The sequence below is a fragment of the Sphingobacterium sp. HSC-15S19 genome, assembly GCF_050433745.1.
Lineage (GTDB): Bacteria > Bacteroidota > Bacteroidia > Sphingobacteriales > Sphingobacteriaceae > Sphingobacterium > Sphingobacterium siyangense.
Genome location: NZ_JBNPWQ010000004.1, coordinates 176,791 through 199,861 on the forward strand (window position 1 = coordinate 176,791; position 23,071 = coordinate 199,861).

Annotated in this window: 19 protein-coding genes; all 19 read left to right on the forward strand. The window is 37.9% G+C overall.

Features of this window, described 5'->3' with window-relative positions:
- Nucleotides 1-256 precede the first annotated feature (256 nt).
- The gene (locus L1283_RS05000) at nt 257-2,503 is read left to right on the forward strand and encodes an LruC domain-containing protein (protein WP_429625922.1); all 2,247 of its coding nucleotides are present in this window, start codon (nt 257-259) and stop codon (nt 2,501-2,503) included.
- A 136-nt stretch (nt 2,504-2,639) separates the two neighbouring features.
- Entirely contained in the window at nt 2,640-3,005 is a 366-nt protein-coding gene (locus L1283_RS05005) for a response regulator (protein WP_088159916.1), read from the forward strand.
- Entirely contained in the window at nt 3,005-4,198 is a 1,194-nt protein-coding gene (locus L1283_RS05010; protein ID WP_313261862.1) for a sugar transferase, read from the forward strand. Before L1283_RS05005 ends, L1283_RS05010 begins: the two co-directional genes overlap by 1 nt.
- A gap of 72 nt (nt 4,199-4,270) precedes the next feature.
- A complete protein-coding gene (locus L1283_RS05015; RefSeq protein ID WP_157698344.1) occupies nt 4,271-5,002 on the forward strand; it encodes a TolC family protein in 732 nt (243 codons plus the stop codon).
- Between the two features lie 106 nt (nt 5,003-5,108).
- Complete coding sequence (locus L1283_RS05020) at nt 5,109-7,160, forward strand: hypothetical protein (protein WP_429625924.1); 2,052 nt, start codon at nt 5,109-5,111, stop codon at nt 7,158-7,160.
- 224 nt (nt 7,161-7,384) lie between these two features.
- On the forward strand, nt 7,385-8,611 hold the full coding sequence (locus L1283_RS05025) for an O-antigen ligase family protein (RefSeq protein WP_313239325.1): 1,227 nt from the start codon (nt 7,385-7,387) through the stop codon (nt 8,609-8,611).
- Complete coding sequence (locus L1283_RS05030) at nt 8,589-9,506, forward strand: glycosyltransferase family 2 protein (protein ID WP_312906012.1); 918 nt, start codon at nt 8,589-8,591, stop codon at nt 9,504-9,506. The genes L1283_RS05025 and L1283_RS05030 overlap by 23 nt, the downstream gene beginning before the upstream one ends.
- 12 nt (nt 9,507-9,518) lie before the next feature.
- Entirely contained in the window at nt 9,519-10,700 is a 1,182-nt protein-coding gene (locus tag L1283_RS05035; RefSeq protein ID WP_312906010.1) for a glycosyltransferase family 2 protein, read from the forward strand.
- Nucleotides 10,701-10,732: 32 nt separating this feature from the next.
- The gene (locus L1283_RS05040; RefSeq protein WP_088159923.1) at nt 10,733-11,359 is read left to right on the forward strand and encodes an acyltransferase; all 627 of its coding nucleotides are present in this window, start codon (nt 10,733-10,735) and stop codon (nt 11,357-11,359) included.
- The gene (locus L1283_RS05045) at nt 11,343-12,281 is read left to right on the forward strand and encodes a glycosyltransferase family 2 protein (protein WP_313239328.1); all 939 of its coding nucleotides are present in this window, start codon (nt 11,343-11,345) and stop codon (nt 12,279-12,281) included. Before L1283_RS05040 ends, L1283_RS05045 begins: the two co-directional genes overlap by 17 nt.
- Entirely contained in the window at nt 12,281-13,723 is a 1,443-nt protein-coding gene (locus L1283_RS05050) for a lipopolysaccharide biosynthesis protein (RefSeq protein WP_313239330.1), read from the forward strand. The genes L1283_RS05045 and L1283_RS05050 overlap by 1 nt, the downstream gene beginning before the upstream one ends.
- Nucleotides 13,724-13,736: 13 nt before the next feature.
- The gene (locus tag L1283_RS05055) at nt 13,737-14,864 is read left to right on the forward strand and encodes a hypothetical protein (protein ID WP_313239332.1); all 1,128 of its coding nucleotides are present in this window, start codon (nt 13,737-13,739) and stop codon (nt 14,862-14,864) included.
- Nucleotides 14,864-15,769: an SP_1767 family glycosyltransferase gene (locus tag L1283_RS05060; protein ID WP_313490882.1), complete on the forward strand. Its 906-nt coding sequence runs from the start codon at nt 14,864-14,866 to the stop codon at nt 15,767-15,769. Before L1283_RS05055 ends, L1283_RS05060 begins: the two co-directional genes overlap by 1 nt.
- Nucleotides 15,770-15,773: 4 nt before the next feature.
- Entirely contained in the window at nt 15,774-16,919 is a 1,146-nt protein-coding gene (locus tag L1283_RS05065) for a glycosyltransferase family 4 protein (RefSeq protein ID WP_313239334.1), read from the forward strand.
- 5 nt (nt 16,920-16,924) lie between these two features.
- Nucleotides 16,925-18,082, forward strand: coding sequence for a glycosyltransferase family 4 protein (locus L1283_RS05070; protein ID WP_313239335.1), 1,158 nt, complete (start codon nt 16,925-16,927; stop codon nt 18,080-18,082).
- Between the two features lie 6 nt (nt 18,083-18,088).
- A complete protein-coding gene (locus tag L1283_RS05075; RefSeq protein ID WP_313261876.1) occupies nt 18,089-18,958 on the forward strand; it encodes a glycosyltransferase family 2 protein in 870 nt (289 codons plus the stop codon).
- Nucleotides 18,959-18,976: 18 nt separating this feature from the next.
- On the forward strand, nt 18,977-20,164 hold the full coding sequence (locus L1283_RS05080) for a glycosyltransferase family 2 protein (protein ID WP_313239338.1): 1,188 nt from the start codon (nt 18,977-18,979) through the stop codon (nt 20,162-20,164).
- 10 nt (nt 20,165-20,174) lie between these two features.
- On the forward strand, nt 20,175-21,995 hold the full coding sequence (locus tag L1283_RS05085; protein ID WP_429625928.1) for an ATP-binding protein: 1,821 nt from the start codon (nt 20,175-20,177) through the stop codon (nt 21,993-21,995).
- 10 nt (nt 21,996-22,005) lie between these two features.
- A complete protein-coding gene (locus tag L1283_RS05090; protein ID WP_313261880.1) occupies nt 22,006-23,064 on the forward strand; it encodes an endonuclease/exonuclease/phosphatase family protein in 1,059 nt (352 codons plus the stop codon).
- Nucleotides 23,065-23,071 lie beyond the last annotated feature (7 nt).

The window sequence follows — 23,071 nt, forward strand, 5'->3', positions numbered from 1 at the left end:
AACATCTTTGTGTTAGTTATAATCTCTTTTGTAGTTTATATTATGTTTTTTTGTAGCCTTGTAGTTGAACCGCTACAAGATTTGCAATTTACACTGTAGCTGCGATTTTTGTAGTAGACTCCCTAAAATTAGTTATATATTTGCTTAAACAGTTCTAGCTTAGATTATTTGTAAAGCCACGTATAAAATCTGTTTCGGTCAACGATGGTGCTGTTTTGTATCGATTTATTATTATTTGATCTATTATTATTTAATTATGTATAGCAGAAAATGCTTAAATCTCTTCTTGGTGGGTCTAGCAGGGATTACGCTCTTTGGGGCAAGTTGCTCAAAAGTAAAAGACTTGTACAACGAAACTGATACTGGCTCCGATTCTTCGTCCTTGTTTCCAGATGGGGTTAATGTTCCAACAGATTTTATGTGGAGCTCGGCTCGAGCTGTAGATGTGCGCGTTGCCGTTGATGATAAATTTAGCGGTAAATACTTCTATCGGGTAGAGATTTTTGATAAAGATCCAGCCCTTGGTGCGGAAGCGAACCTTTTGGCTGCAGGACAGGCAAAATCTGGTCAGGATTTCGTTGGCAAGCTGATGGTTCCCACCGTAGCGAAATACATCTATTTGAGAGAAACCTCTCCGCTGGGTGTTGCTGCAATCAGTATGGTTGAAGTTGGGCAACAAAATACAATCAGCGTCGATGGTACAAAAGCGGGATCAAGCAGCAAAGCGAGCGTTTTGCGTGGTTCTACATCGTCTGCCTTGCTTGGCAGTGGAGGCTTGAAGGCAGCAGCGTCGACTGCAGAAGCTGCAACCGTAGTCGTTCCTAGCGATGCTGTTGAAATAAATGGTAATGGTTCTATATATGTTGAATCAAATAAATCATATGTCATCAAATCTGGAGTAACATTTACAGGTACCATTAATGCTAATAATGGTTCCAGTAATGTAAAAATATATGTTCAGGGGGTATGGAAAAATACAGGCAATGAATTCAATTTGGGGGGTAATAATACATTAATAGTGGCGCAAGCTGGTTCAATTCAGTTAGCTCATGTTACCCAAAATACCAACGGAAGGTTTGAAAATTATGGCGCTGCTTCTTTGTCTAAAATGACAACAACAAACAGTTCGCTCTATATAAATTATGGAACATTGGATGTTAATGAGGCGACAGTAACTAATGGAAGTTTAACAAACTACGGTATAGCGACAATTCAAAAGTTAAGTAGTTCAACTTCTGGAACGATTGTTAGAAATGAGGGAACACTTACTGTTAATAACGCTGATTTTACAAATGCAACATTAGAGGCTGTATGTCATACTACAATTAAAACTATGAAAACAAACGGGGCTACGATCTCGATTGCTTCAGGTTCATTATTAAGTTTAGAAGATTTAAATGCTACCGGAACAAAGATAAATTTGGCTGCTTCGTCTATATTGGATGTTACAACTAAAGTCACTTTTGATACTTGGTCTAACAATTTGATGGGGCCCTCCTCTGGTCAAGCACTGGCACGTTTGAAAAAGGTTGAACTAATAAAGGGGGGAACGCCAATTACATACTCAGGTAATGTAGAGGTTGCTTGCTCTGATCATACGCCCAATGAGCAATATAATACTTATTATGTGGTCAATAGCCCAGCAAAAATAGTTCCTTACGATAAATCAACGGTGGTGATTGCAGGTACTTCCTGTAACGCTGGTGGTAATAATGCCTCTGGTGGTAACCCAACGGACCAAACGGTGACTGAAGTTAAGTTGGGTACTTATTCGTATGCTTTTGAAGATAATTGGCCGTCAATTGGAGATTATGATATGAATGACTTTGTGGTGGATGTGGCTATCACAAAAGTTCAAAATTCTGCAAATAAAATCACTAAACTCAAATTGGTAAATAAAATTAGATCTGTCGGCGCCAAAAATAGACTTGCTGCAGCTATTCAGTTGGATGGTATATTGGCCACCAACGTGAAATCTGTAAAATATACAAATGAGAATTTGGTTGGACAGAACTTACCATTGGGCTCCAACGGTGTCGAATCTAACCAAAAGTATGCTGTAGTAACATTATGTGATGATGCGCATAAGGCATTTGGTATTTCGGATACACAATTCATTTCAACACAAAACGGTAATTTTCAACCGGTTGAATCTGAGATCACAATAGAATTTACATCTCCTTTGGATAATTTTACTTTTGCGGACCTGAACTCTTTTATTATTACAAATGGATATAAAGTAAGTTCACGAACTGAAATTCATTTGGTTGGATATAAAGCAACTGATAAAATGAATAAAGCGTTAGTGGAGAACCTAACCGCAAAAGGACAGCTCTCTGCTAATGATCCTTTTAGATCGTCAAAAGGAGAGCCATGGGGATTATGTATACCTGTGTCGTTTGTTTATCCAAATGAATATAAAAAAATAACCGGTGTTTATCCCAAATTTGAAAGTTGGGCATTGAGTGGCGGTTCTCAGGATACCAATTGGTATGTGAAATAGAAAAATATTGCTATAAGAGGAAAAAAGGCTATATCTAAAAGGGTACCCCTCTCATGGGGTACTTAAAACTAATCAATTTTGTTTTTAAAGCATACAATTTGTTTGGTTAATTACCGTTAAAAAACGTAGGAGATCCATGAAAAAAAAGATTGTAATAATTGATGATAAGCCGGCTATAGGGCAGTTAATTACGTTGTACTTAAACGCGGATTACGATTTTCGCTTTTTCAATAATGCGTTGGATGCTTATAATTGGTTGAAAGATGGAAATGGGGTCGATTTGATTCTTTCTGATTATACAATGCCTGAAATGAATGGCTACGATTTACTGCTGATGATCAAACAAAACGAGTTTCTGAAAGATATCCCTGTTATCTTTTTGTCTGGCGAAGATAATTCGAATACACGGATCAACTTGCTTGAAGCGGGAGCGGAAGATTTCATTTTAAAACCTTTTAATCCGCTTGAGCTCAAGTTGCGGATTAAAAAAGCATTAAAATAATGCCTCAATATAGCGATTATATATACTTTGGTGATAATATCGAAACTTTTGATTATTTTCATGAACAAGTCCAAGATACTTTGGGCGTGGATTTGAAATTTTTTAATTCTTTCGAGACCATGAATATGTATTTTCAGGAGCAAAAAGATCAATTTTTTTCGGTAGTCTTCTACGAAAAAAGTAAAAGTCTCTCCAAAGATCTAGCACAGTTGGCCAAGCTGGCCACGCATGGCAAGGATATTTTACTTATTTTGGTCGGAAATGACTTTTCGCATTTTGAAAAACAATCCTATTTTGATGCCGGGGTTACAAACACCATCAGCCCTCGTGCAAATGGAGATGTATTTCAATCAGTAAAAAAATATATACATTTATATTTTGAAGCTACGGCGCAAACTGAAAAATTTGAATCCATTACACCTTCTTTTCCTAAAATTAGTATTCCTTTTGGTAAAAGGATGTTTGATATCGTTGTGTCATTGATTTTAATCTTGTTTCTTTCTCCCATTCTCTTATTCGTTTATTTTGCAATTAAGTTGGAAAGTAAAGGGCCTGCGGTATATAAATCCAAACGGATCGGTTCGGGTTATTTTATGTTTGATTTTTATAAATTCAGATCGATGTATCCGGATGCAGATAAACGATTGAAGGAATATATGGCGCTCAACCAGTATGCGGATACAACACGAGCTGTTGTTTCAAATGCCTCTACTATTCATGACAGTAATGAAGCCCAGTATTTCAGTTTAGATGATCTCCGAGATGTGCTTATAGGCGACGAGGTGGTGGTCAAAGGTGCAGATACTGGCAACAAGCAAAAAAAAGCAGCTTTCTTTAAGCTAGAGAAAGATCCACGAGTGACAAAGGTTGGTCGTATTCTTCGGAAATATAGTCTTGATGAACTTCCGCAATTATTTAATGTACTCAAAGGCGATATGTCCATTGTTGGAAATCGACCATTACCATTATATGAAGCCGAGATGTTGACAACGGATGATAGTGTTGAACGTTTTATGGCGCCTGCGGGGATAACGGGATTATGGCAAGTGGAGAAAAGAGGAGATAATGGAAGTATGTCCGACCAGGAACGAATTCAGCTTGATATTAATTATGCCAAAAATTATTCGATCTGGATGGATTTGAAAATTTTGTATAAAACCTTTTCTGCATTTATCCAAAAAGCGGATGTTTAAGTTTTAGGAATGGTAAATAATTAAATGAAAATATATAACGGGCTCATGTCTATAAAATGTTGTTGTCTGAATATGAAGAAAATTATCCTGATGCTTTTATTCTTAATTACTGTTGGTTCGCTCAGTTTTGGGCAAAGTGTTCCCCTGCCAGCGGAAGGATTAGATTATACGAAACTTTTACTTCCCTCGCTGGAGGAACTTTTTGAGAATGCCAAAAGGAGCCCGAGTGTTGAGATGTTTGAATCTAAGATGATGGAGCAGGATAATCTACTAAAATCTGAGAAAAGAAGCTGGTTAAAGTATTTTAAGGTTGGTGGATCATGGCAATATGGAAATATAGGGGTGAATTCAATGTTCACAGATCAAAATACACCCTTGTTTTACCAATATTCCGGGGCGAAGCAAAACGCCCTTTTCGTCAGTGGTACAGTTTCAGTGCCATTTGATGACGTTTTTGATCGATCTAATCGTGTCAAACGACAAAAGATGCAACGTCGTTCTACTGAATTGGAAATGGAAAAATGGTTTGACGAACAGAAAGTCCGCATTATCGATTCTTATGTTAAATTGACCAACGCAATGTCCATCTTAAAAAAGAAAACAGAAAATTTAACATTAACGGAAGCACAATTAAAAACAGTAGAAGCTGATTTTGCTAATGGGCATGCGGCGATTTCTGATTTAAACGCTGCTAAAAAGATGGAGGTAGAAGCATATGAGGCTTATAAATTGACAGAAAGCACGATAACAGCTGAGCTTTTACATTTGGAAATTTTGAGTCGAACTAAAATTATCAGTAAATAAGATGGGTATAGTGATTTACATTATAAAATCTTTGTACAGATTTAAATGGTGGTTGATTGTATTACCATTGATGGTCATGGGCATTGTTATTTATTTCACTAGAAATATGAATAGACAATACGAATCAGACATGACCATTTATACAGGCATAATCTCTGCTAATGGTACTGATCTTAGCCAAGATGGTAAGCAAGACTGGAATATCCTTAAAAATTCATTGTTAAACGTGATCAATACCATCGGGTCAAAAGAAACGATGCGGGTGGTGTCTTTAAAACTATTCGCCAGAACGATGATTAATGGGGATACGGAGAAGGATAATATTTATATTTCTAGTGCTCATTTCCGTCAACTGTTAGCTATTACACCACCTGCTGTCAGAAAATTAATCGATAAAGCATCCGAAGAACGTACGGTAGAAAATTTAAAAAGGTACGAAAAGATGGATGCTAAGAATTTTGTCTATGGCTTATTTAATTGGAATCACCCCTATTTTAGTTATGGAGCTTTAAGCAAAATAGATATTAAACAGATCGATAATAGTGATATTCTGCATGTTTATTATGAAAATAATGATGCTGGCATCACTTATCAAACATTGAATATACTGAGCGAGGTTTTTGGGGACGAATATAAAACTCTTCAATATAGTAATACCAATAATGTAATAAAGTATTTCGAAGCGGAACTGGCCCGCATTGGAAAAGACTTATTTATGAAAGAGGATTCTCTTACCAAATTCAATGTGCAAAACCGCCTTATTCATTACGATAAACAGACCGAGGCTGTTACAATTTTGGATAAGGATTACGAAATCCGTAAACAGGATGCCTTATCTGCACGCAACAGGGCGCAAGCGAGTATAACGCAATTAGAGTCGGGAATTGATGCAAATACTAAGAGTATCAAAAACAATGCGCAATTTTTGGCTAAGATGAATGAAATATCGGATTTAAATTATTCAATTTCACAAATTGAATCCGCTCAGTCTGATTCGTTAAACACGGTCAAAAATTCAGCGTCGACACTTCAAGATCTTAAATCGAAATTAAAAAATCAGGAGCGGGATTTCCGCAACTTTATTCAGGATTATTCCAGCCAGAAATATACTAAAAATGGGTATCCGAATGCAAATTATGTGACGTTGTGGGTTGACGAATTATTGAAACTGGATCAGGCGCAAGCAGATATTAAAGTAGTGGATGATTTTAAAGGTGAATTGGATAAAATGTACTCGCATTACTCCCCAATAGGTTCATTACTCAAACGTCAAGAACGCGGTATTAATTTTACTGAACAGAGCTATCTTTCCGTTTTGGGTGGGTTGAATGCCGCGCGGCTTCGCCTAAAGAGCTTGGAGATGAGTGCTGCCACATTAAAAGTAATCAATCCGGCAACTTATCCACTTAACTCCAAGCCAACCAAACGTAAAATGTTGGTTATAGGTTCTTATTTTGCGACCCTGGCGTTTTTACTGGGCTGCATTCTGGTCTTGGAATTGCTAGATCGAACTTTACGGGATAAGCAGCGAACAGATCGTGTCACAAAAGGAAATACCGTCGGCGCATTTCCGAATAAAAAAATGGGACGATATAGTGAGCAGATCAAAAGAATGGCATCAAAATCTTTGGCAAATCAGTTGTTCAACTACCATCAGCGAGGAAATGCTGTCAATTTTATTAATATATTAAAGTTAGATGAAACGATTGATAGTGGGAATCTCATGCAATATATTCGGGATGAATGGGATACGATAGGCCTTAAGGTGGGTATTCTGCAAGAGGGAAAAGACTTTAATGCCAAATCTCGTGAATTTTTGATCGAATCAACCCTCTTGGAACGAATCAAGCTTGACGAAAATGATTTCACACTTGTAGGTCATACAAATGCATTTGATATCCCTGTCCCCCCATTCTACCTCTCTCAGGCAGCTGTAAATCTATTGTTGTTGGACGCAGAGTCCGCATGGAAGGAGGAAGATGATGAATTATTTAAGGAGATCGTTGAACGAAGCGGAACAGTACCTGTTTTAATATGTCTTATGAATGCGGATCGATTTGCTACAGAGACATTTACGGGGATGTTGCCACCTTATAGTTTCTTCAGAAAGTTGGAATATAGATTTTCACAATTGGGAATCACTGCATCTAAAGCTTAGATTGTACCAAAAAGGAAATGGCGAAGGAAATTTTTTTTGATAACATTGGTTTAAAGCTATTAGCTGTCCTAGGATGCGCGCTGATTACTTTTTTGGCCGTATCCGGAGGTCTCTTGCCTAGTGTTGGAATTGCACTCGCACCTTTTCTTCTTTGTTTTTTAATTATTTGTATTCGGAATCCTTTTGTTAGTTTTCTTTTCTTATTTACTGTATGTTTTTTCGTCATGGGTATATTACGCTATGTACGTATTCCCATGCCGCCGAGTATTTTAGTAGATCTTGTGATCCTATTTAATTTTATTGTAATCGCATTAAATCATCTTTATCGGAATTATAATGCTAAGCTGAAAATACCATTGTACTTCTTTATCTCTTTAGCTTGGGTGGCCTACTGTATGGTTGAAGTGTTTAATCCGGATGGTATCTTCGGTAACTGGATTGCTGCTATCCGGAGCACGGCACTTTACTTGTGTTTATTTCAATTTTTAATCTATTATATTTTTAAAGATAAATCGAAGCTCAGATCTTTTTTTATTTTTTGGGCGATTTTAGTATTACTAGCGGCTCTAAAGGCAATTGGGCAAAAATTTATCGGGTTGGACACAGATGAAAGAATTTGGCTTTATACACTTGGAGCTCATACGCATCTCATCTATAGTGGAGTCCGCTATTTTTCATTTTTTACCGATGCTGCTAATTTTGGCTGCCATATGGGGCTTGGAATGGTCGTTTTTTCCATTTTGTTTTTCTATGAGAAAAATAGAAGCGTGCGGATTTTGTACGTTACGGTCACTATTTTGGCGATGTACGGTATGCTGATATCCGGCACCCGTTCTGCCATGGCAATTCCAATGGCTGGATATGCATTTTATATTCTGCTGTTAAAACAATGGCGAATCATGATATTAGGATCAACGCTATTTATTGGTGTCTTTTGCTTCCTATCGCTAACAACTATTGGAAATAGTAACGCCGACATTCGAAGGATGCGGACAGCGTTTCAATTTAAGGAGGATGCATCCTTTAACTTACGAAAGGAAAATCAGGCCAAAATGAAAAAATTTATGCGTAATTTTCCGATTGGTTTAGGTTTGGGCGCCGCAAAGAATGCTAACGAAGGAGATCTTTTAAATGGCCTTCCAACAGATACTTCTTTTGTTTTTATCTGGGTAGAGACGGGCGTAATTGGGTTGGTACTCTATTTGTTGATTTGGATTTCGTGTTTGGCGATTTGCTTTTACCTTGTTTGGTTTAAGTTAAAGGATCCCATGATTCGCGGATTTTGTAGTGCTGCAGCGGCCGGTGTTGCAGGTATGATGTTGGCTGGTTATGGGAATGAAGTCTTGCATCAATTCCCAACAGGGGAAACTATTTATATTTTAATGGCAATCGCGATGTTGTGCCCATATTTACAAGAAAATGAACGAAATGGAGCAAATATCTCAGCCTAAAGTTTCATTTATTACCGTTAATTTTAATGGTGCCCCTGATACAATGAATCTGTTGCAGACAATCTTTGATAATCTCAGAAACATTTGTTTTGAAGTCATTGTTATTGACAACGCTTCGGATACAGACGAATTTCAATTGATTCGGCACAGTTATCCCTTGGTGAAGGGAGCGCATTTGCCGAAAAATTTGGGATTTGCGGGCGGAAATAATAAAGGACTGGAAATTGCTTCTGGCGATTATTTGTATTTTATTAATAACGATACTTTATTACCTAAAGACGCTGCTTCACAAATTGAATCCATGATTTCATTTTGCGAAGCGAACCCAAAAGTAGGTGGGCTTTCTCCCAAAATATTGTATCATACACCCCGTAATTTAATTCAGTTTGCAGGAAGTACTCCATTGACTCCGATTACGATCAGGAATAAACAAATTGGCCATCGGGAAATAGACCATGGTCAATACGATCAAATTGTTCAGATTCCTTATTTTCATGGTGCCGCTATGTTTGTTCCAAAGACTGTAATTGAGCGGATTGGTAAAATGCCTACATGCTACTTTTTGTATTATGAAGAGTTGGATTGGTCGAATAGCATTACCAAATGTTTTCAATTATTTTATTTTCCTGCAGCCCAGATCGTCCATCTCGAGAGCGCTTCTACTGGAATCGGTAGCCCCCTTAAAATCTATTATATCACGCGAAATAGAATAATTTTTGCCTATAGGCAAAGAAAAAATAGTTTGCGGCTACTAGCGCTTAGTTATTTGATTTTGGTGGCTTTTCCAATGCATTTGTGTTTACTTTTGTTTAAATTGAAATTCAAACTGGCTGCGGCGATGGTTAAAGGGGTTTGGTCTGCCTGTCGTTGGCTGATGGTAGTAAGTCATTCATAAATATATCCTGTTATGCTTATAACAATCCTTTGGTACATTGACTTTTTATTTTTCTTCGCATTCACGTTGTGGGTATGCTATGTAGCTTTGTTCGCGTTCGCATCCCGAATAAGAAGAAAGATTATTTTCCCGGATAGCGATACATCACTGCGATTTGCCATATTATTTCCCGCTTACAAAGAGGATAATGTCATTAGAGAAAGCGTTACACGTTTTAAAGCACAGAATTATCCTGCCGATAAGTTGGAAATCGTAGTTATTTCGGATGCCATGGAAGATCGTACTAACGATCAGCTTCGGGCAATGGGTATTTCACTTATTCATCCAGATGAAGGCCAGCGGTCGAAAGCTGCAGCATTAACAGCAGCAATGTCTAGGTTGGATACACAATTGTTTGATGTAGTGGTTGTGATGGACGCGGACAATATTGTTTTTCCTGACTTTCTCAGCAAACTGAATAATGCTTTTGCTTCTGGGGCGAAAGCTATACAAACCCATCGTACGGCTAAAAATAATACAACGGCGACTGCAATTCTGGATGGTGTAAGCGAAGAAATTAATAATTCAATTTTTCGTTTAGGACATGCTCGTCTTGGTTTGCCTGCTGCGTTGATTGGCTCGGGTATGGCATTTGATTTTAACTGGTTTAAGCAAAGGATAGCAGCAATCAAATCGATGGGAGAAGATAAATTTTTAGAATATTTCCTCTTATTAGATCGTATAAACACGATATATTTGGAAGATGTTGTCATTTTAGACGAAAAAATTCAATATAGTGACGATTTCTCGAAACAACGTCGACGTTGGATCGCTTCACAAATCGATATCTTCTGTCTTGCGATTAAACAGACGCGACATGCACTTGTGTCCGGGAATTGGGCTTTAATCGATAAAATTTTCCAGTGGTCTATGCCACCGCGAATTATTATGCTTGGTATTATTCCCCTCTTTTTGCTGATTTCGTTTTTTGTCGTCGACATTTCTTCCCTAAAATGGTTTTTTTTAATTACTTTGTATATGATGAGCTTAGCTTTGGCCATTCCAAAAAAAATGTATACGAAGCAATTGTTTCTGGCAATATTTACCTTGCCACGTATATTTTTAGCGATGGTAAGCAGTATAATCCATTTTCGTTCGGGACGGTCGACTTTTATCCATACGAAACATGGTACTGCGCCAAGTAAAGAGGATTAATTGAACAGTATGTTGCTAAAGTCAAAGTTAATATGGGGCTAAAGGAAAAAATAATGCGTTCTCCACGCATAAAGCAATTGCTGCATAGGATGTTAATGCATCCTGTAAGAACGCGTCCGAGATGGTATTTAAGATTATTTCAGTTTTTATATGTACATAAAGGACGTGGGGCTGTGATCTATTGTAGCGTGCGTAAAGATCTGGTACCATTTAGAAAATGTCAAATCGGCGCTCGGACTGTGGTGGAGTCGTACTCCTTAATTAACAATGCTGTAGGCGATCTTATTATTGGTAGTCATTCGAGGATTGGCGTTGGAAATACAGTAATAGGACCTGTATGGATTGGCGATTATGTACAAATAGGACAACATGTATTAATTTCGGGGCTCAATCACAAGTATGAAAATATTGATATAACGATCGCAGAACAGGGGATAGAAGTCTCACCCGTAAGGATAAATAATAATGTATGGATAGGGGCAAATGCAGTAATATTAGCCGGAATTACTATTGGGGAGCATTGTGTTGTGGGTGCTGGATCAGTGGTGACCAAAGATGTTCCACCTTTTTCTGTAGTGGTCGGAAATCCGGCTAAAGTGGTTAAAAAATGGGACGATCAGCAACAAAAATGGATCAAAAACCATGAGAAATCCTCCTGAAATAACTGTAGTGATGCCAGTTTTCAACACGGAAGCATATGTTGATCGCGCGGTAGAGAGTGTCTTGTGCCAGACTTTTGAAAATTTTGAATTGTTATTGATTAATGATGGTTCTACTGATGGAAGCCTTTTACGTTTGGAGAGATGGGCCAAAGTAGATGCTAGAGTACATGTATTTTCTCAAGCGAATCAGGGCTTATCGGGAGCTAGAAATACTGGGATCGCACATGCAAAAGGAGAGTTTATTTATTTTATGGACAGTGATGACCTGATTAAGGAAGATACCTTACATACCTGTTACGGATATTGTAAAAGCAATCGACTGGATTTTGTGTTTTTTGATGCAGCGGTAATCGAAGACGGCTTTCAAAATTCAGTTTTATTGAAAAAGTTCGATTATAAAAGAGCACATACCGAAAGTATGATCTTGTCCGGGATTGAAACGTTTGCTAACCTGTTAAAGAATAGGGAATTTTTTTCGTCAGTGTGCCTTCTCTTTATAAACAGGGAATTTTTAAATAAAATAGGCCTTCTATTCGAAAACTATATTGTACATGAGGATGAGCTGTTTACATCAATATTATTTTTGGAAGCTCGAAAAACCAGTTATATACCCACCTCGTTTTTTTTACGTCGTTTACGGGCAGGATCTATTATGACAGTTCCTTATTCGATGAAAAATATAAATAGCTATTTTGTGGTGGGAACTAAATTGTTGGCATACACAAAAAGAAATAAAAAACAACGCAATGTTGTCGATTTTTATCTCAAGGAAATGATTGATGCTGCTGTATGGAAGGCTTACACTATGCCCTGGAAAAATCGAATTTATATTCTTATCTTATCCTTAAGAAGCTGGCGCAAATATGTTAGGATAAAAACACTATTCGCATTATTGTTTAAAAAATATACAGGGAGCTAATGGAAAATGCCAAGCAACAGGTTATATCAGGCGTTTTTTTTACCGCAATAGCAAAATATGCTAACTTGGTCATTTCCCTCGGTGTGACTGCAGTTCTTGCTCGGCTTTTGTCGCCAGAGCAATTTGGGGTAATTGCTCTGGCGATGGTTATTATAGCTTTTTTGAATTTGATTGCAGATATCGGTCTTTTTCCTGCCGTGATCCAATATAAAAATTTGACTAAAGATGAACTAGGTAATCTGTTTTCTATTTCTTGTTATTTAGGATTTATACTGGCATTAATGCTTGTCTTGATTGCTCCGTTGATCGCCGGCTATTATGGGCAGCCTTTGCTTCGAAATATAATCAGGCTATTGGCGATTGGCCTATTCTTTACAGCAAGCTCGGTAATACCCAATGCCTTATTTTATCGGGAAAGAATGTTCAAATTTATTGCTCTCAGAAGCTTTATTATTCAGATTGTCCTAGGGGCAGTGTCAATAAGTGCTGCGTTTTATGGTGCTGGTATATATGCGCTCCTAATTAATCCCATTCTGTATAGTATACTTCTTTTTATCGTTTCCTATGTGCATTTTCCATTGCCTTTTAAATTGAGGATATCCTTAAATACAATTCGGCCAATTTTGCGCTATTCTACCTTTCAATTTCTATTCAACATCGTAAATTATTTTAGTAAAAATTCGGACACATTGCTTATCGGAAGATATCTAGGAATCAATATCTTGGGTTATTATGATAAAGCCTATCAATTGATGTCGCTACCACTGCAAAATATTACACAAGTTATTACACCGGTGATACATCCCATATTGAGTCTAAAAAAAGAGGATAAAATGAAGCTAATCGCTGCGACGGAACAACTCATCGCACTATTGGCTTTAATTGGATTTCCGCTTGCAAGCTTTCTTTACTTTGCGGCCGAAGATCTGATTTACCTATTTTTTGGAGCGCAATGGGGGCCTGCAGTTCCTGTATTTCAGATCCTGAGCCTTAATGTGGGGCTACAGCTTATTCTGTCCTCATCAGGGGCGATTTTTCAAACTACTGGAGATACTAAATATTTGTTTTTCTCCGGATTACTTTCGGCCTTGTTGAATGTATGTGGTATATTGCTGGGGATTTTTTATTTTGAATCTATTTCCGCAGTCGCTGGATGTCTTGTCATAACAAACTGTATCACATTTGTCTTTACTTATGCCATCATGTATACAAAGGTTTTTAACAGAAACTTTCTTTGCTTTTTTTATCTTTTGGCAAAGCCAGTTATGGCGGGTTTATTGTTGACGTTTCTGCTGTATATGTGTGGAATATTTTTGAGGACTGAAATTGTCTGGTATAAACTGTTTGTCAAGATCGTTGTATCTTCTCTTTTTTTCATCGCTTTTGTTTGGTTTGCAGGATATAGGTCTTATATAGCGTTATATTTAAAGAGGAATAATTAGAGATACGGAGCATATGGAACTAAAAGTTTTATTTCTAGTCTTTCATGGCTTTAGTGCCCATAATGGTATTAGTAAAAAGATATTTGGACAGGTTAAAGGTCTCCGGGAATGTGGGGCTGAGGTCAAACTATGTTACTACGAAGTATTGGACAGCGGGCATCGTGCATGGATTGTAGATGGCGAAATTATTGCTGATTTGGGGAAAGGGCCCTGGGCCAAATCAAGAAAGCGCTGGGATTTTAGGGGCTTAACTGCTTATGTTTCAAGTGAACGTTTTGATCTGATATACATGCGTTCTTATCATAACTCGAGTCCTTTTTTGATTAACGCCGTGCGTAAATTTAGGCAAACTGGTGCGAAAGTCGTCATGGAAATTCCGACCTATCCTTATGATCAAGAATATATTCGTTTGATAGACAAGATAATGCAGGTGCCCGATCGTTTTTTTAGAAAAGCTATGGCTTCTGTATTAGATGGTATCGTAACATTTACCGAAGAGGAAGAAATTTTCGGTGCAAAAACTATCAAAATTTCTAATGGTATTGATTTGGATGAACTTCCCTTGCGCGTTAAAAAAACTCATGATGAGTATGAGATTCATTTGCTAGGGGTAGCGGAAATCCATTTCTGGCATGGATTTGATCGGGTTATAAAAGGTTTAGGGATATATTATAAGGGAAATCCAGCGTGCAAGGTCTTCTTCAACATCGTTGGAAATCTGAGTGGATCAAGGGAACAAAATGAAATATTTTCGGCTATCGAAGCGGCGGGAGTACAGGAGTATGTTTTCCTGCATGGTGCGCTATGGGGTAAGAAGCTCGATTTAATGTTTGACCAAGCTGATTTCGCTATCGGAAGTCTTGCAAGACATCGTAGTGGGATAACATTTATTAGAACATTAAAGACAAGGGAGTATGCTGCTAGAGGGATACCTTTTATGTATTCAGAAATCGATTCTGATTTCGAAGATAAGCCTTATGTATTGAAGGCCAAACCAGATGAATCTCCTATTGATATCGAACAGATTGTATCTTATTGTTCGTCCGTAGATTGGGAGCCATTGAGCATCAGAAATGATGTTTATGAATTATCTTGGCGCAATCAAATGAAAAAAGTTATTGATCATTTAAATTTAAGCTAATGCTATCATTCCTACATAAATTTAAAGATAAGTTTCGCTATAATGTGATTATAGAATGGTATAACATGTTGGAACTTCTAACAGGAAGGGAACAGCGTGTGAAGCCATTGGTTATGACAATTGAAGAAACTATTGAGCATATTATTTCCGAGAAGTCTTCAGTTAGTCGGTTTGGCGACGGTGAAATGCTCTTGATTGGTGGAGAGGGAATACGTTTTCAGCATGATGACGGTGAGCTTTCTAAAAGATTGGCTGAGGTACTAACAAGTGATCTTACAAACCACATCGTGTGTATCTCGGATGCATTTGTTGACCTAGATAGATACAATAGGCGGGCGCGTCGTTTTTGGCGGGCACATTTTTATTTGTATGGCGATTTATGGGATAAATATCTTAAGAAAGGAAAGAGGTATGGAAATACTTTTATTACAAGGCCCTATATTGATTTCAGCGACCGGAAAAAATCTGTCTACTGGTTTAGCCTGTTAAAACAAATTTGGAGCAAGCGTGATATCGTATTTATAGAGGGAGAAAAGAGTCGCTTAGGCATAGGTAATGATCTTTTTGATAATGTAGAAAGTGTTGGGCGAATCTTATGCCGGTCCAAGGGCGCATTTGATCAGTATGATGTGATCCTTCAGGAAGCGTGTAAATTAGCAAAAAATAGTCTAATCTTAATCGCTTTGGGCCCCACAGCGACTGTATTGGCTTATGACCTGTGCAAATTGGGTTATCAGGCTATAGATGTCGGGCATATTGATATTGAATACGAATGGTTAATGATGGGAGCTAAACATAAAGTTAATATAACGTCTAAATATGTCAATGAAGTGATTGGCGGTGATCAGGTTGTGGTACATGGCGAAGATCTTTATCAACGTCAGATTTTAAAAAAGCTGTTTTGAGAAGATGAAAATTTTGTATTATTTACCTTCATTGTATACTTCTGGTGGATTGGAGCGGATTATCGTTTTTAAGGCAAATTATTTTGCCAATCATCTGCCGGATGCGCAAGTTATTTTGGTGACATCGGAGCAGCTAAATAAGCCCAGCTTTTTTCCGCTTTCGGAAAATGTGAAACATATCGATTTAAATGTTTGTATTGACTATCCATTTGATCAGTCGCCCTTGCTTAAGTTATTTCGTTTCCCTTCTCTTTACCGAAAGTTTAAAAATCGATTTCTAAAAATCCTTGAACAGGAGATGCCCGATATCGTAATTTCTACAATTAGAAGGGAAATCAATTTTTTACCACTGCTGAAAGATGGTAGTATTAAGGTGGCAGAGTTGCATGTAACGAAGGATTTTTATCATCCCAATTTTCCGAAAGGAATGAGCCGCTTTTTACGGGAAAGAAAAGACCGTGTCAGACTCAAAAAATTAAAGTTGATGGATGCTGTCGTTTTTCTCACGGCTCAGGAAAAGAGTTTTTGGCCAGAGCTTTCAAACGTACACGTGATACCTAACCCTTTAGTTTTAAGACCTAAAGGTGTATCTACTTGCCAAGCGAAGCAAGTTATTGCGGTTGGAAGATATGTTCCTCAGAAAGGATTTGACTTGTTAATAGAGGCTTGGTCTATTGTGAATGCTAGTTATCCCGATTGGGTCTTAAAAATCTATGGCGACGGTAATCCCGCTGAGCTACAAGATCAGATCGATCGCCTTAACTTAACCGAGCGTTGCAAATTAAAGCCCAGTACCACGGTGATTGAAGAGAAATATTGTGATAGCTCTATTTTTGTGCTATCTTCACGGTATGAGGGCTTTGGTATGGTATTGGTTGAGGCCATGGCATGTGGATTACCTAGTATTGCATTTGATTGCCCGTCAGGGCCAAGTGAAATAATTCGGGATGGTATAGACGGATTTTTAGTGGAAAATGGAAATGTTAAGGAGATGGCCAAAAGAATATGTAGCTTGATAAAAGACGATCTGCTGAGAAAGGAAATGGGAGGAAGAGCACAGCTAAATAGTGCTCGATTTCATATGGAAAATATCGCAGCGCAATGGAAAGAACTATTTGAATCTTTTAGGAAAAATACGAAAGGTGATTAAACAATATGAAAAGGAAACTTAAGCTTGCTTACATTATTCCGGGCCTGTTTTACCCCAGTGGCATGGAAAGGGTGCTCACAGCAAAGGTAAACTATTTCGTCAAAAAATTTGATTATGAAATTCATATTTTTGTCACTGACGGAAAAGGATCAGAGCCCTATTATCCTTTAGATGAGAAAATAAAATTGCATCACCTCGATATCAACTTTGACGGTATATTTTCTCTACCTTTATTGAAGCGAACCTTAAGCTATCGGAAAAAGCAACGACTGTTTAAAGCGAGACTTGGAGAACAATTATGTCTTATAAAGCCCGATATTACTGTATCGTTATTGAGACGGGACATCAATTTTATCAATGATTTAAAAGACGGCAGTTTGAAAGTTGGCGAATTACATTTTAATAGGTTAGTCTATCGTCAGTTTACAGATAAAAGATTTCCTGGCTTTATGCAGAGAGGAATATCAAAATTGTGGCAGGGACAACTCATCAAGAATCTGCGAAAGCTATCGGCTTTTGTCGTGCTAACGAATGAGGATGCAGGATATTGGCATGAACTTAACAATATTTCGGTTATTTCCAATCCCTTATCTTTCTATCCTGATAAAGCTGCTCTACTCAATAATAAACAAGTAATTGCAGTTGGAAGAATGACTTATCAAAAGGGATTTGATTTACTGATTAATGCTTGGGAAATGGTGGCTAAAAAGCATCCGGAATGGATATTAAAAATCTATGGGGGGGGGGATAAGGCGATGTATTTGTCGATGGTAAAAGAGTTGGGGCTGTCGGGAAGTTGCTTTTTAGAAAATGGAACTGCTTCAATAGCTGAAAAATATGATGAAAGTTCAATCTTTGTTTTATCGTCAAGATATGAGGGATTCCCACTGGTTTTGGGAGAAACAATGGCTTATGGTGTTCCGCCCGTGTCTTTTATGTGTCCATGTGGTCCCCGTGATATTATCGTTGATGGGCAGAATGGATTACTGGTAGAAAATGGTAATATTAAACAGTTAGCAGACGGAATTTGTCTACTTATTGAAGACGATGCACGCAGAAAAGAAATGGGAAAAAATGCTAGAAATGATGTGAGAAAGTTTGATTTGGAAAATATAGCAAAACAGTGGCAGCAACTTTTCGAATCTATACGACCAGTAGAATGATTAGCTATGAATAACGAATGGTATAGGAAGTATTTATCGGTTTATCAGGTGCAGCCGGATCAAGTATCTCAGTCTACAATCAATACGATTGTGGAACAGCTCAAAAGATTTGAAGCGAATGAGCCTTTAGTAACTGTAGCTGTTATCGCTTATAATGAAGATAAGAACTTATGGGCTTGCTTATGGTCATTAAGTGATCTTAAATCGCGGTACCCTATTGAAATTATCGGTATAAATAATAATTCAATGGATAAAACGGAGGAAATTTTTAAGAAAGCAGGAATTCGATATTATAATGAGAAACAAAGCGGCTGTGGGTTTGCGAGGCAATGTGGATTGAATCATGCCAAAGGGAAGTATCATCTTAATATCGATGCCGACACCCTTTATCCAAGCGGATATGTGGATTTAATGGTAAGCGCATTAGAACGACAAGGTGTAGTGGCAGCAAGCGCTTCCTGGGGTTATATTCCAGATAAGACTCATAGCCGATTTTCACTATGGATTTATGAGCGTGTACGCGACATTTTTCTGTTCATCCAATCGATAAACAGGCCAGAACTTAGTGTTCGGGGTTTGGTGTTTGCTTACCATACAGCATTAGCTCAAAGGGTTGGAATCCGGACTGATATCATACGGGGAGAAGACGGATCCCTCGCCTTGGGACTAAAAAAATTTGGTCGGATTGTTTTTGTCCATAATAGAAAAGCGAAAGCAATAACGGGCTATGGAACACTTGCAGCAGACGGATCTTTATTTAACAGTTTTAAAGTTCGTTGTAAAAAAGCGTTTAAGAATTTAATGTTAGTTTTTTCCAAGTCGGATAGCTATAGGGACGAAGATTCGAATTTGATTAACAGTGATAAAAGAAAATAGGTTATCTATTTAGTACAGATGAGTTTGCATATTGTCTTTTGGAGTGCCCTCTTGTTGGTGCTATATACTTATATCGGTTACGCGGTAGTAATTTTTATATTGGCCAAATTATTCCGATATCCGAATAAGGTTCAGATGGACGATCAAAATGCGGCAGAAGATCACTTGCCTGGTTTAACTTTGTTTATTACAGCCTATAACGAGTCTGCAGTCATCCCGGAGAAAATGCTGAATTGCCTCGAACTCGATTATCCTCCAGATAAATTAAACATTCTTTGGGTTATTGATGGAAGTACCGACCATAGTCATGAGTTGTTAAAACAGTACCCCATGGTCGAAATTATTAGTTCGCCCTTAAGGAAAGGTAAGACAGCCGCCGTTAATCATGGTATGGAAAATGTGAGAACTCCAATTGTGGTCTTTAGTGATGCGAATTGTTTACTCAATGCAGATGCGTTGAAGATTATTGCGCGCCAATTTTACGAACCATCGATCGGTTGTGTTTCCGGAGAGAAAAGAGTTGCTTTTAATGATGATGATACAGTTTCGTCAAAAGGGGAAGGAGCGTATTGGAAATATGAATCTCTCTTGAAAAAGCTAGACTTTGAATTTTATTCTGCTGTCGGTGCCGCTGGAGAATTGTTTGCTTTACGTACGGATTTATTTGCTCCAATGGAAGAAGATACTCTGTTGGATGATTTTATGCTGTCAATGCGAATCGCACAAAAAGGCTACCGTATTGCATACACTGCGGACGCTTATGCAGTCGAACATGGTTCGCTGAATATGGAGGAGGAAGGAAAAAGAAAAAGACGTATTGCTGCGGGGGGCTGGCAGTCGATTGGAAGACTGTTGCCTTTACTAAATGGATTTAAATTTGGGAAGCTGAGTTTTCAATACATATCACATCGCGTGTTACGATGGTCCATTACTCCTTTTGCCCTATTCGCACTTTTACCTTTGTCTGCAGTTCTTGGATATTGGAGTTCATCATTGCTAAATGTATTTAATGTCATTTTCTGGCTTCAATGCCTTTTCTACATTTGTGCTGTTTTAGGTTATTCGACGAAGGATGATCCGAATAGTTACAAAGTATTTTATATCCCATACTACTTTCTGTTTATGAACATGAATGTGATACGGGGTATTTACTACTTATTTAATAGAGGTTTTATCGGTGGCTGGGAGAAATCTCAAAGGAAATAGTTTTAAAAATATGACGGAGAAAAAAATATTACATGATTTAGGATACTTGGAAAAAGTATTGAATATAACCTGCGATACATTATTATTAATCAATAATGATAATATCTGTGTGGACGCGATTATGAAAACAAATAATCCAATTTTAAATCCTAATATTGATGTAATCGGTCAACATATTTTGTCGCTATTTCCCCAGCCTACATCGACTCTTATTAAGCGGGAACTTGCCTTTTGCCGTCATACAGGAGAGACTTCGAATGTAAACTATGACCTGCCCACAGACGAACAAATGTACTATTTTAAGTTCGTCATTCATAAATTTGACGAAGAACATCTGCTTTGCCAATATCGGGATATTACGCAGCGCAGTAATATGAAGTACCGTCTTAAATCGGCTCTTACCGCACAACTTGAGGTGGGAAAGGTCGCCATGATTGGGCATTGGACTTATGATCTACAGCGTCAAGAATTAATACATAATGGTTATTCTAATTTACACAAAAGAAATCTGGAAGCACCTGAGAAGATCACTTTGGCGGAGTTACTGACTTATGTCCATCCAGATGACAGAAAAGGAATGGAGGCATTTCTACATAATGATTCCATAGAGAATAATACATTTGAATACCGTATGAAGCAATCTGATGTTCCCATCACCTATGTGCGGGCGACAAAATATGCCAAACGCCTTGAAAACAATGTATGTATAATAGAAGGTTTTTCGCAAAATGTAAGTGATTTCATTAAAAATAGAAATGAACTTGAAATGGTGCTTGCGGTAGTTGATAATGCACCCTATAGTATTTTTGCATGTCATAAAAATGGTAATATGGCTTTTGCAAATAAAGCATGCCGGAAGCAAAATGGTCTGAATGAACAGGAAGATATAACTGACTTAAAGATCTTTGAATGTCTGCGTGAGTTCACCACACAAGAAGCGTGGGATTTATCGGTGCAAAAAATCATTTCTGCTTCGGGTTATTATCAATACCGCTGTGATACCCTATATCCGGAATTGGATATTATCGGCTCAGAATGCAGTTCGTTGATGATCAAAAACGGCAATGGTGAGGATATTGTCTGGACCATCAAGCGCGATATCTCTGATCAGCTTCGTTACGAGGAGCAGCTGTTGCGTTCAAAAGAAGCTGCTGAGGAATCTGAGCGGTTAAAATCTGCATTTATCTCGAATATGAATCATGAGATCAGGACGCCGCTAAGCGCTATTATGGGCTTTGGAAGTATTATTGCCGATACGCCAGATCCTGAGCTGCGAAAGGAGTATGGGGAGCTCCTCAATGCAAATAGTAGCCAGCTGCTACGGCTGATAACGGATGTATTGGAGATGTCGCAGATGGATGCAGGGAAAGTCAGGCTAAAGAATTCAGATGTTTCTCTCAAAGGAATACTGAATGAATTATCATTGAGTTTTCTGCCAAATGATGAGCAGCCAGCGATAATTTTTGACATTCCCGAAAGGGATTTAGTGGTTTGGCTGGATCGTGGGCGGGTCATTCAGGTTCTTGTCAATTTAATTAATAACAGCTTAAAATTTACACCACCTGATGGTATTATACATGTTGGTTATAGAGTAAGAGAAGATCATATAGAGTTTTATGTAAAGGATAATGGTATAGGCATAGCCAAGGAAAATCAAGAATTGATCTTCAATAGGTTTTATAAAATTAATCCGCTAGATAAGGGTACGGGGTTGGGACTGGCAATTTGTAAAGGTATTGTTGAGCAGATGAATGGAGAGATAACGGTAGAGTCGGAATTAGGACAAGGCACTACTTTTATTATAATTTTGCCTATTGGCAAGCAAGTATAAATTTTGCTATATGGCAGAAGAACTAGCGTATAAACCGATCAAGATCTCGGTATTATTGATGATATGCATTGTTGTATTGGTCGCACTCGTCACTTCATTTTCGTTTTTGGCCTTGTATATACCGCCGCAGACGACCGTTTTCTTTCAGTGGGTCGGTGTGTTATTGCCTGCCCTTTTATGCTGTAATCTCGTATTTTTAATTATTGGATTGTATAAACATAGTTGGTATAGTATTTGCCCGTTCATAGCAATATTGGCCAACTTTCATTATTTTACAAAAATCGTTCAAAACAATCCGGAGCAATGGGAGGAAACAACGGATATACGTGTAGCGACCTATAATGTTCGTGAGTTTAAAATGGTTTATAATCTATCATCTATGGAGCAGATCGCAGCTTATATCGAATCACAACATATAAATACACTCTGTTTACAAGAAGTTCCAGCTAGTTGTACCATGTCGGAATTGAAGCGTACGTTTGGTCAGTTTCAGTATTTCATCATGACAGGAAATAAGTCAGGGCAGAATCAACTTGCTATTTTAAGTAAATTTCCGCTGGACTCGGTACAGACCATTTCATTTGATGAACGCCCTAACTGTGCGATCTTTGCAGATCTCTCTTATAAGAAACATAAAATTCGGATCGGCAACTGCCACCTGCAGACAACAAATTGGAATCAGGTAAAAGGAGATCTAATTCCTGCGGAAAACAGAAAGGCAAATTGGCTGGGTGCTCTCAATACCTTATCGAGAAATTTTAGATTAAGAGGCCCTCAGGCAGATCATCTAAAAAGCGTGATGGATAAATCTCCTTTTCCGATGCTTATGTGCGGAGATTTCAACAATAGTCCCAATTCATATAGTTATCATAAAATTAAAGGAAATTTGAAGGATGCGTTTCGCGAAGCAGGTAATGGGTATGGATATACTTACAGTAATTTAATGAAACTCTTTCGCATTGATTTCGTATTCTTTTCTGGAGACGAAATTCGGGCTATAAATTACAGAACAGGAAATGTTGACTATAGTGATCATCTTCCTGTATTGGTTGATTTTAAAATAAATTGATGTTAGA

What these genes read in the sequence shown, in the direction of transcription:
- L1283_RS05030 (WP_312906012.1), top strand. Translation starts at nt 8,589, where the DNA reads ATGGAGCAAATATCTCAGCCTAAAGTTTCATTTATTACCGTTAATTTT.
- L1283_RS05070 (WP_313239335.1), top strand. Translation starts at nt 16,925, where the DNA reads ATGAAAAGGAAACTTAAGCTTGCTTACATTATTCCGGGCCTGTTTTAC.
- L1283_RS05035 (WP_312906010.1), top strand. Translation starts at nt 9,519, where the DNA reads ATGCTTATAACAATCCTTTGGTACATTGACTTTTTATTTTTCTTCGCA.
- L1283_RS05065 (WP_313239334.1), top strand. Translation starts at nt 15,774, where the DNA reads ATGAAAATTTTGTATTATTTACCTTCATTGTATACTTCTGGTGGATTG.
- L1283_RS05055 (WP_313239332.1), top strand. Translation starts at nt 13,737, where the DNA reads ATGGAACTAAAAGTTTTATTTCTAGTCTTTCATGGCTTTAGTGCCCAT.
- L1283_RS05005 (WP_088159916.1), top strand. Translation starts at nt 2,640, where the DNA reads ATGAAAAAAAAGATTGTAATAATTGATGATAAGCCGGCTATAGGGCAG.
- L1283_RS05050 (WP_313239330.1), top strand. Translation starts at nt 12,281, where the DNA reads ATGGAAAATGCCAAGCAACAGGTTATATCAGGCGTTTTTTTTACCGCA.
- L1283_RS05040 (WP_088159923.1), top strand. Translation starts at nt 10,733, where the DNA reads ATGGGGCTAAAGGAAAAAATAATGCGTTCTCCACGCATAAAGCAATTG.
- L1283_RS05060 (WP_313490882.1), top strand. Translation starts at nt 14,864, where the DNA reads ATGCTATCATTCCTACATAAATTTAAAGATAAGTTTCGCTATAATGTG.
- L1283_RS05010 (WP_313261862.1), top strand. Translation starts at nt 3,005, where the DNA reads ATGCCTCAATATAGCGATTATATATACTTTGGTGATAATATCGAAACT.
- L1283_RS05015 (WP_157698344.1), top strand. Translation starts at nt 4,271, where the DNA reads ATGAAGAAAATTATCCTGATGCTTTTATTCTTAATTACTGTTGGTTCG.
- L1283_RS05080 (WP_313239338.1), top strand. Translation starts at nt 18,977, where the DNA reads ATGAGTTTGCATATTGTCTTTTGGAGTGCCCTCTTGTTGGTGCTATAT.
- L1283_RS05045 (WP_313239328.1), top strand. Translation starts at nt 11,343, where the DNA reads ATGAGAAATCCTCCTGAAATAACTGTAGTGATGCCAGTTTTCAACACG.
- L1283_RS05000 (WP_429625922.1), top strand. Translation starts at nt 257, where the DNA reads ATGTATAGCAGAAAATGCTTAAATCTCTTCTTGGTGGGTCTAGCAGGG.
- L1283_RS05090 (WP_313261880.1), top strand. Translation starts at nt 22,006, where the DNA reads ATGGCAGAAGAACTAGCGTATAAACCGATCAAGATCTCGGTATTATTG.
- L1283_RS05025 (WP_313239325.1), top strand. Translation starts at nt 7,385, where the DNA reads ATGGGTATATTACGCTATGTACGTATTCCCATGCCGCCGAGTATTTTA.
- L1283_RS05075 (WP_313261876.1), top strand. Translation starts at nt 18,089, where the DNA reads ATGAATAACGAATGGTATAGGAAGTATTTATCGGTTTATCAGGTGCAG.
- L1283_RS05085 (WP_429625928.1), top strand. Translation starts at nt 20,175, where the DNA reads ATGACGGAGAAAAAAATATTACATGATTTAGGATACTTGGAAAAAGTA.
- L1283_RS05020 (WP_429625924.1), top strand. Translation starts at nt 5,109, where the DNA reads ATGAATAGACAATACGAATCAGACATGACCATTTATACAGGCATAATC.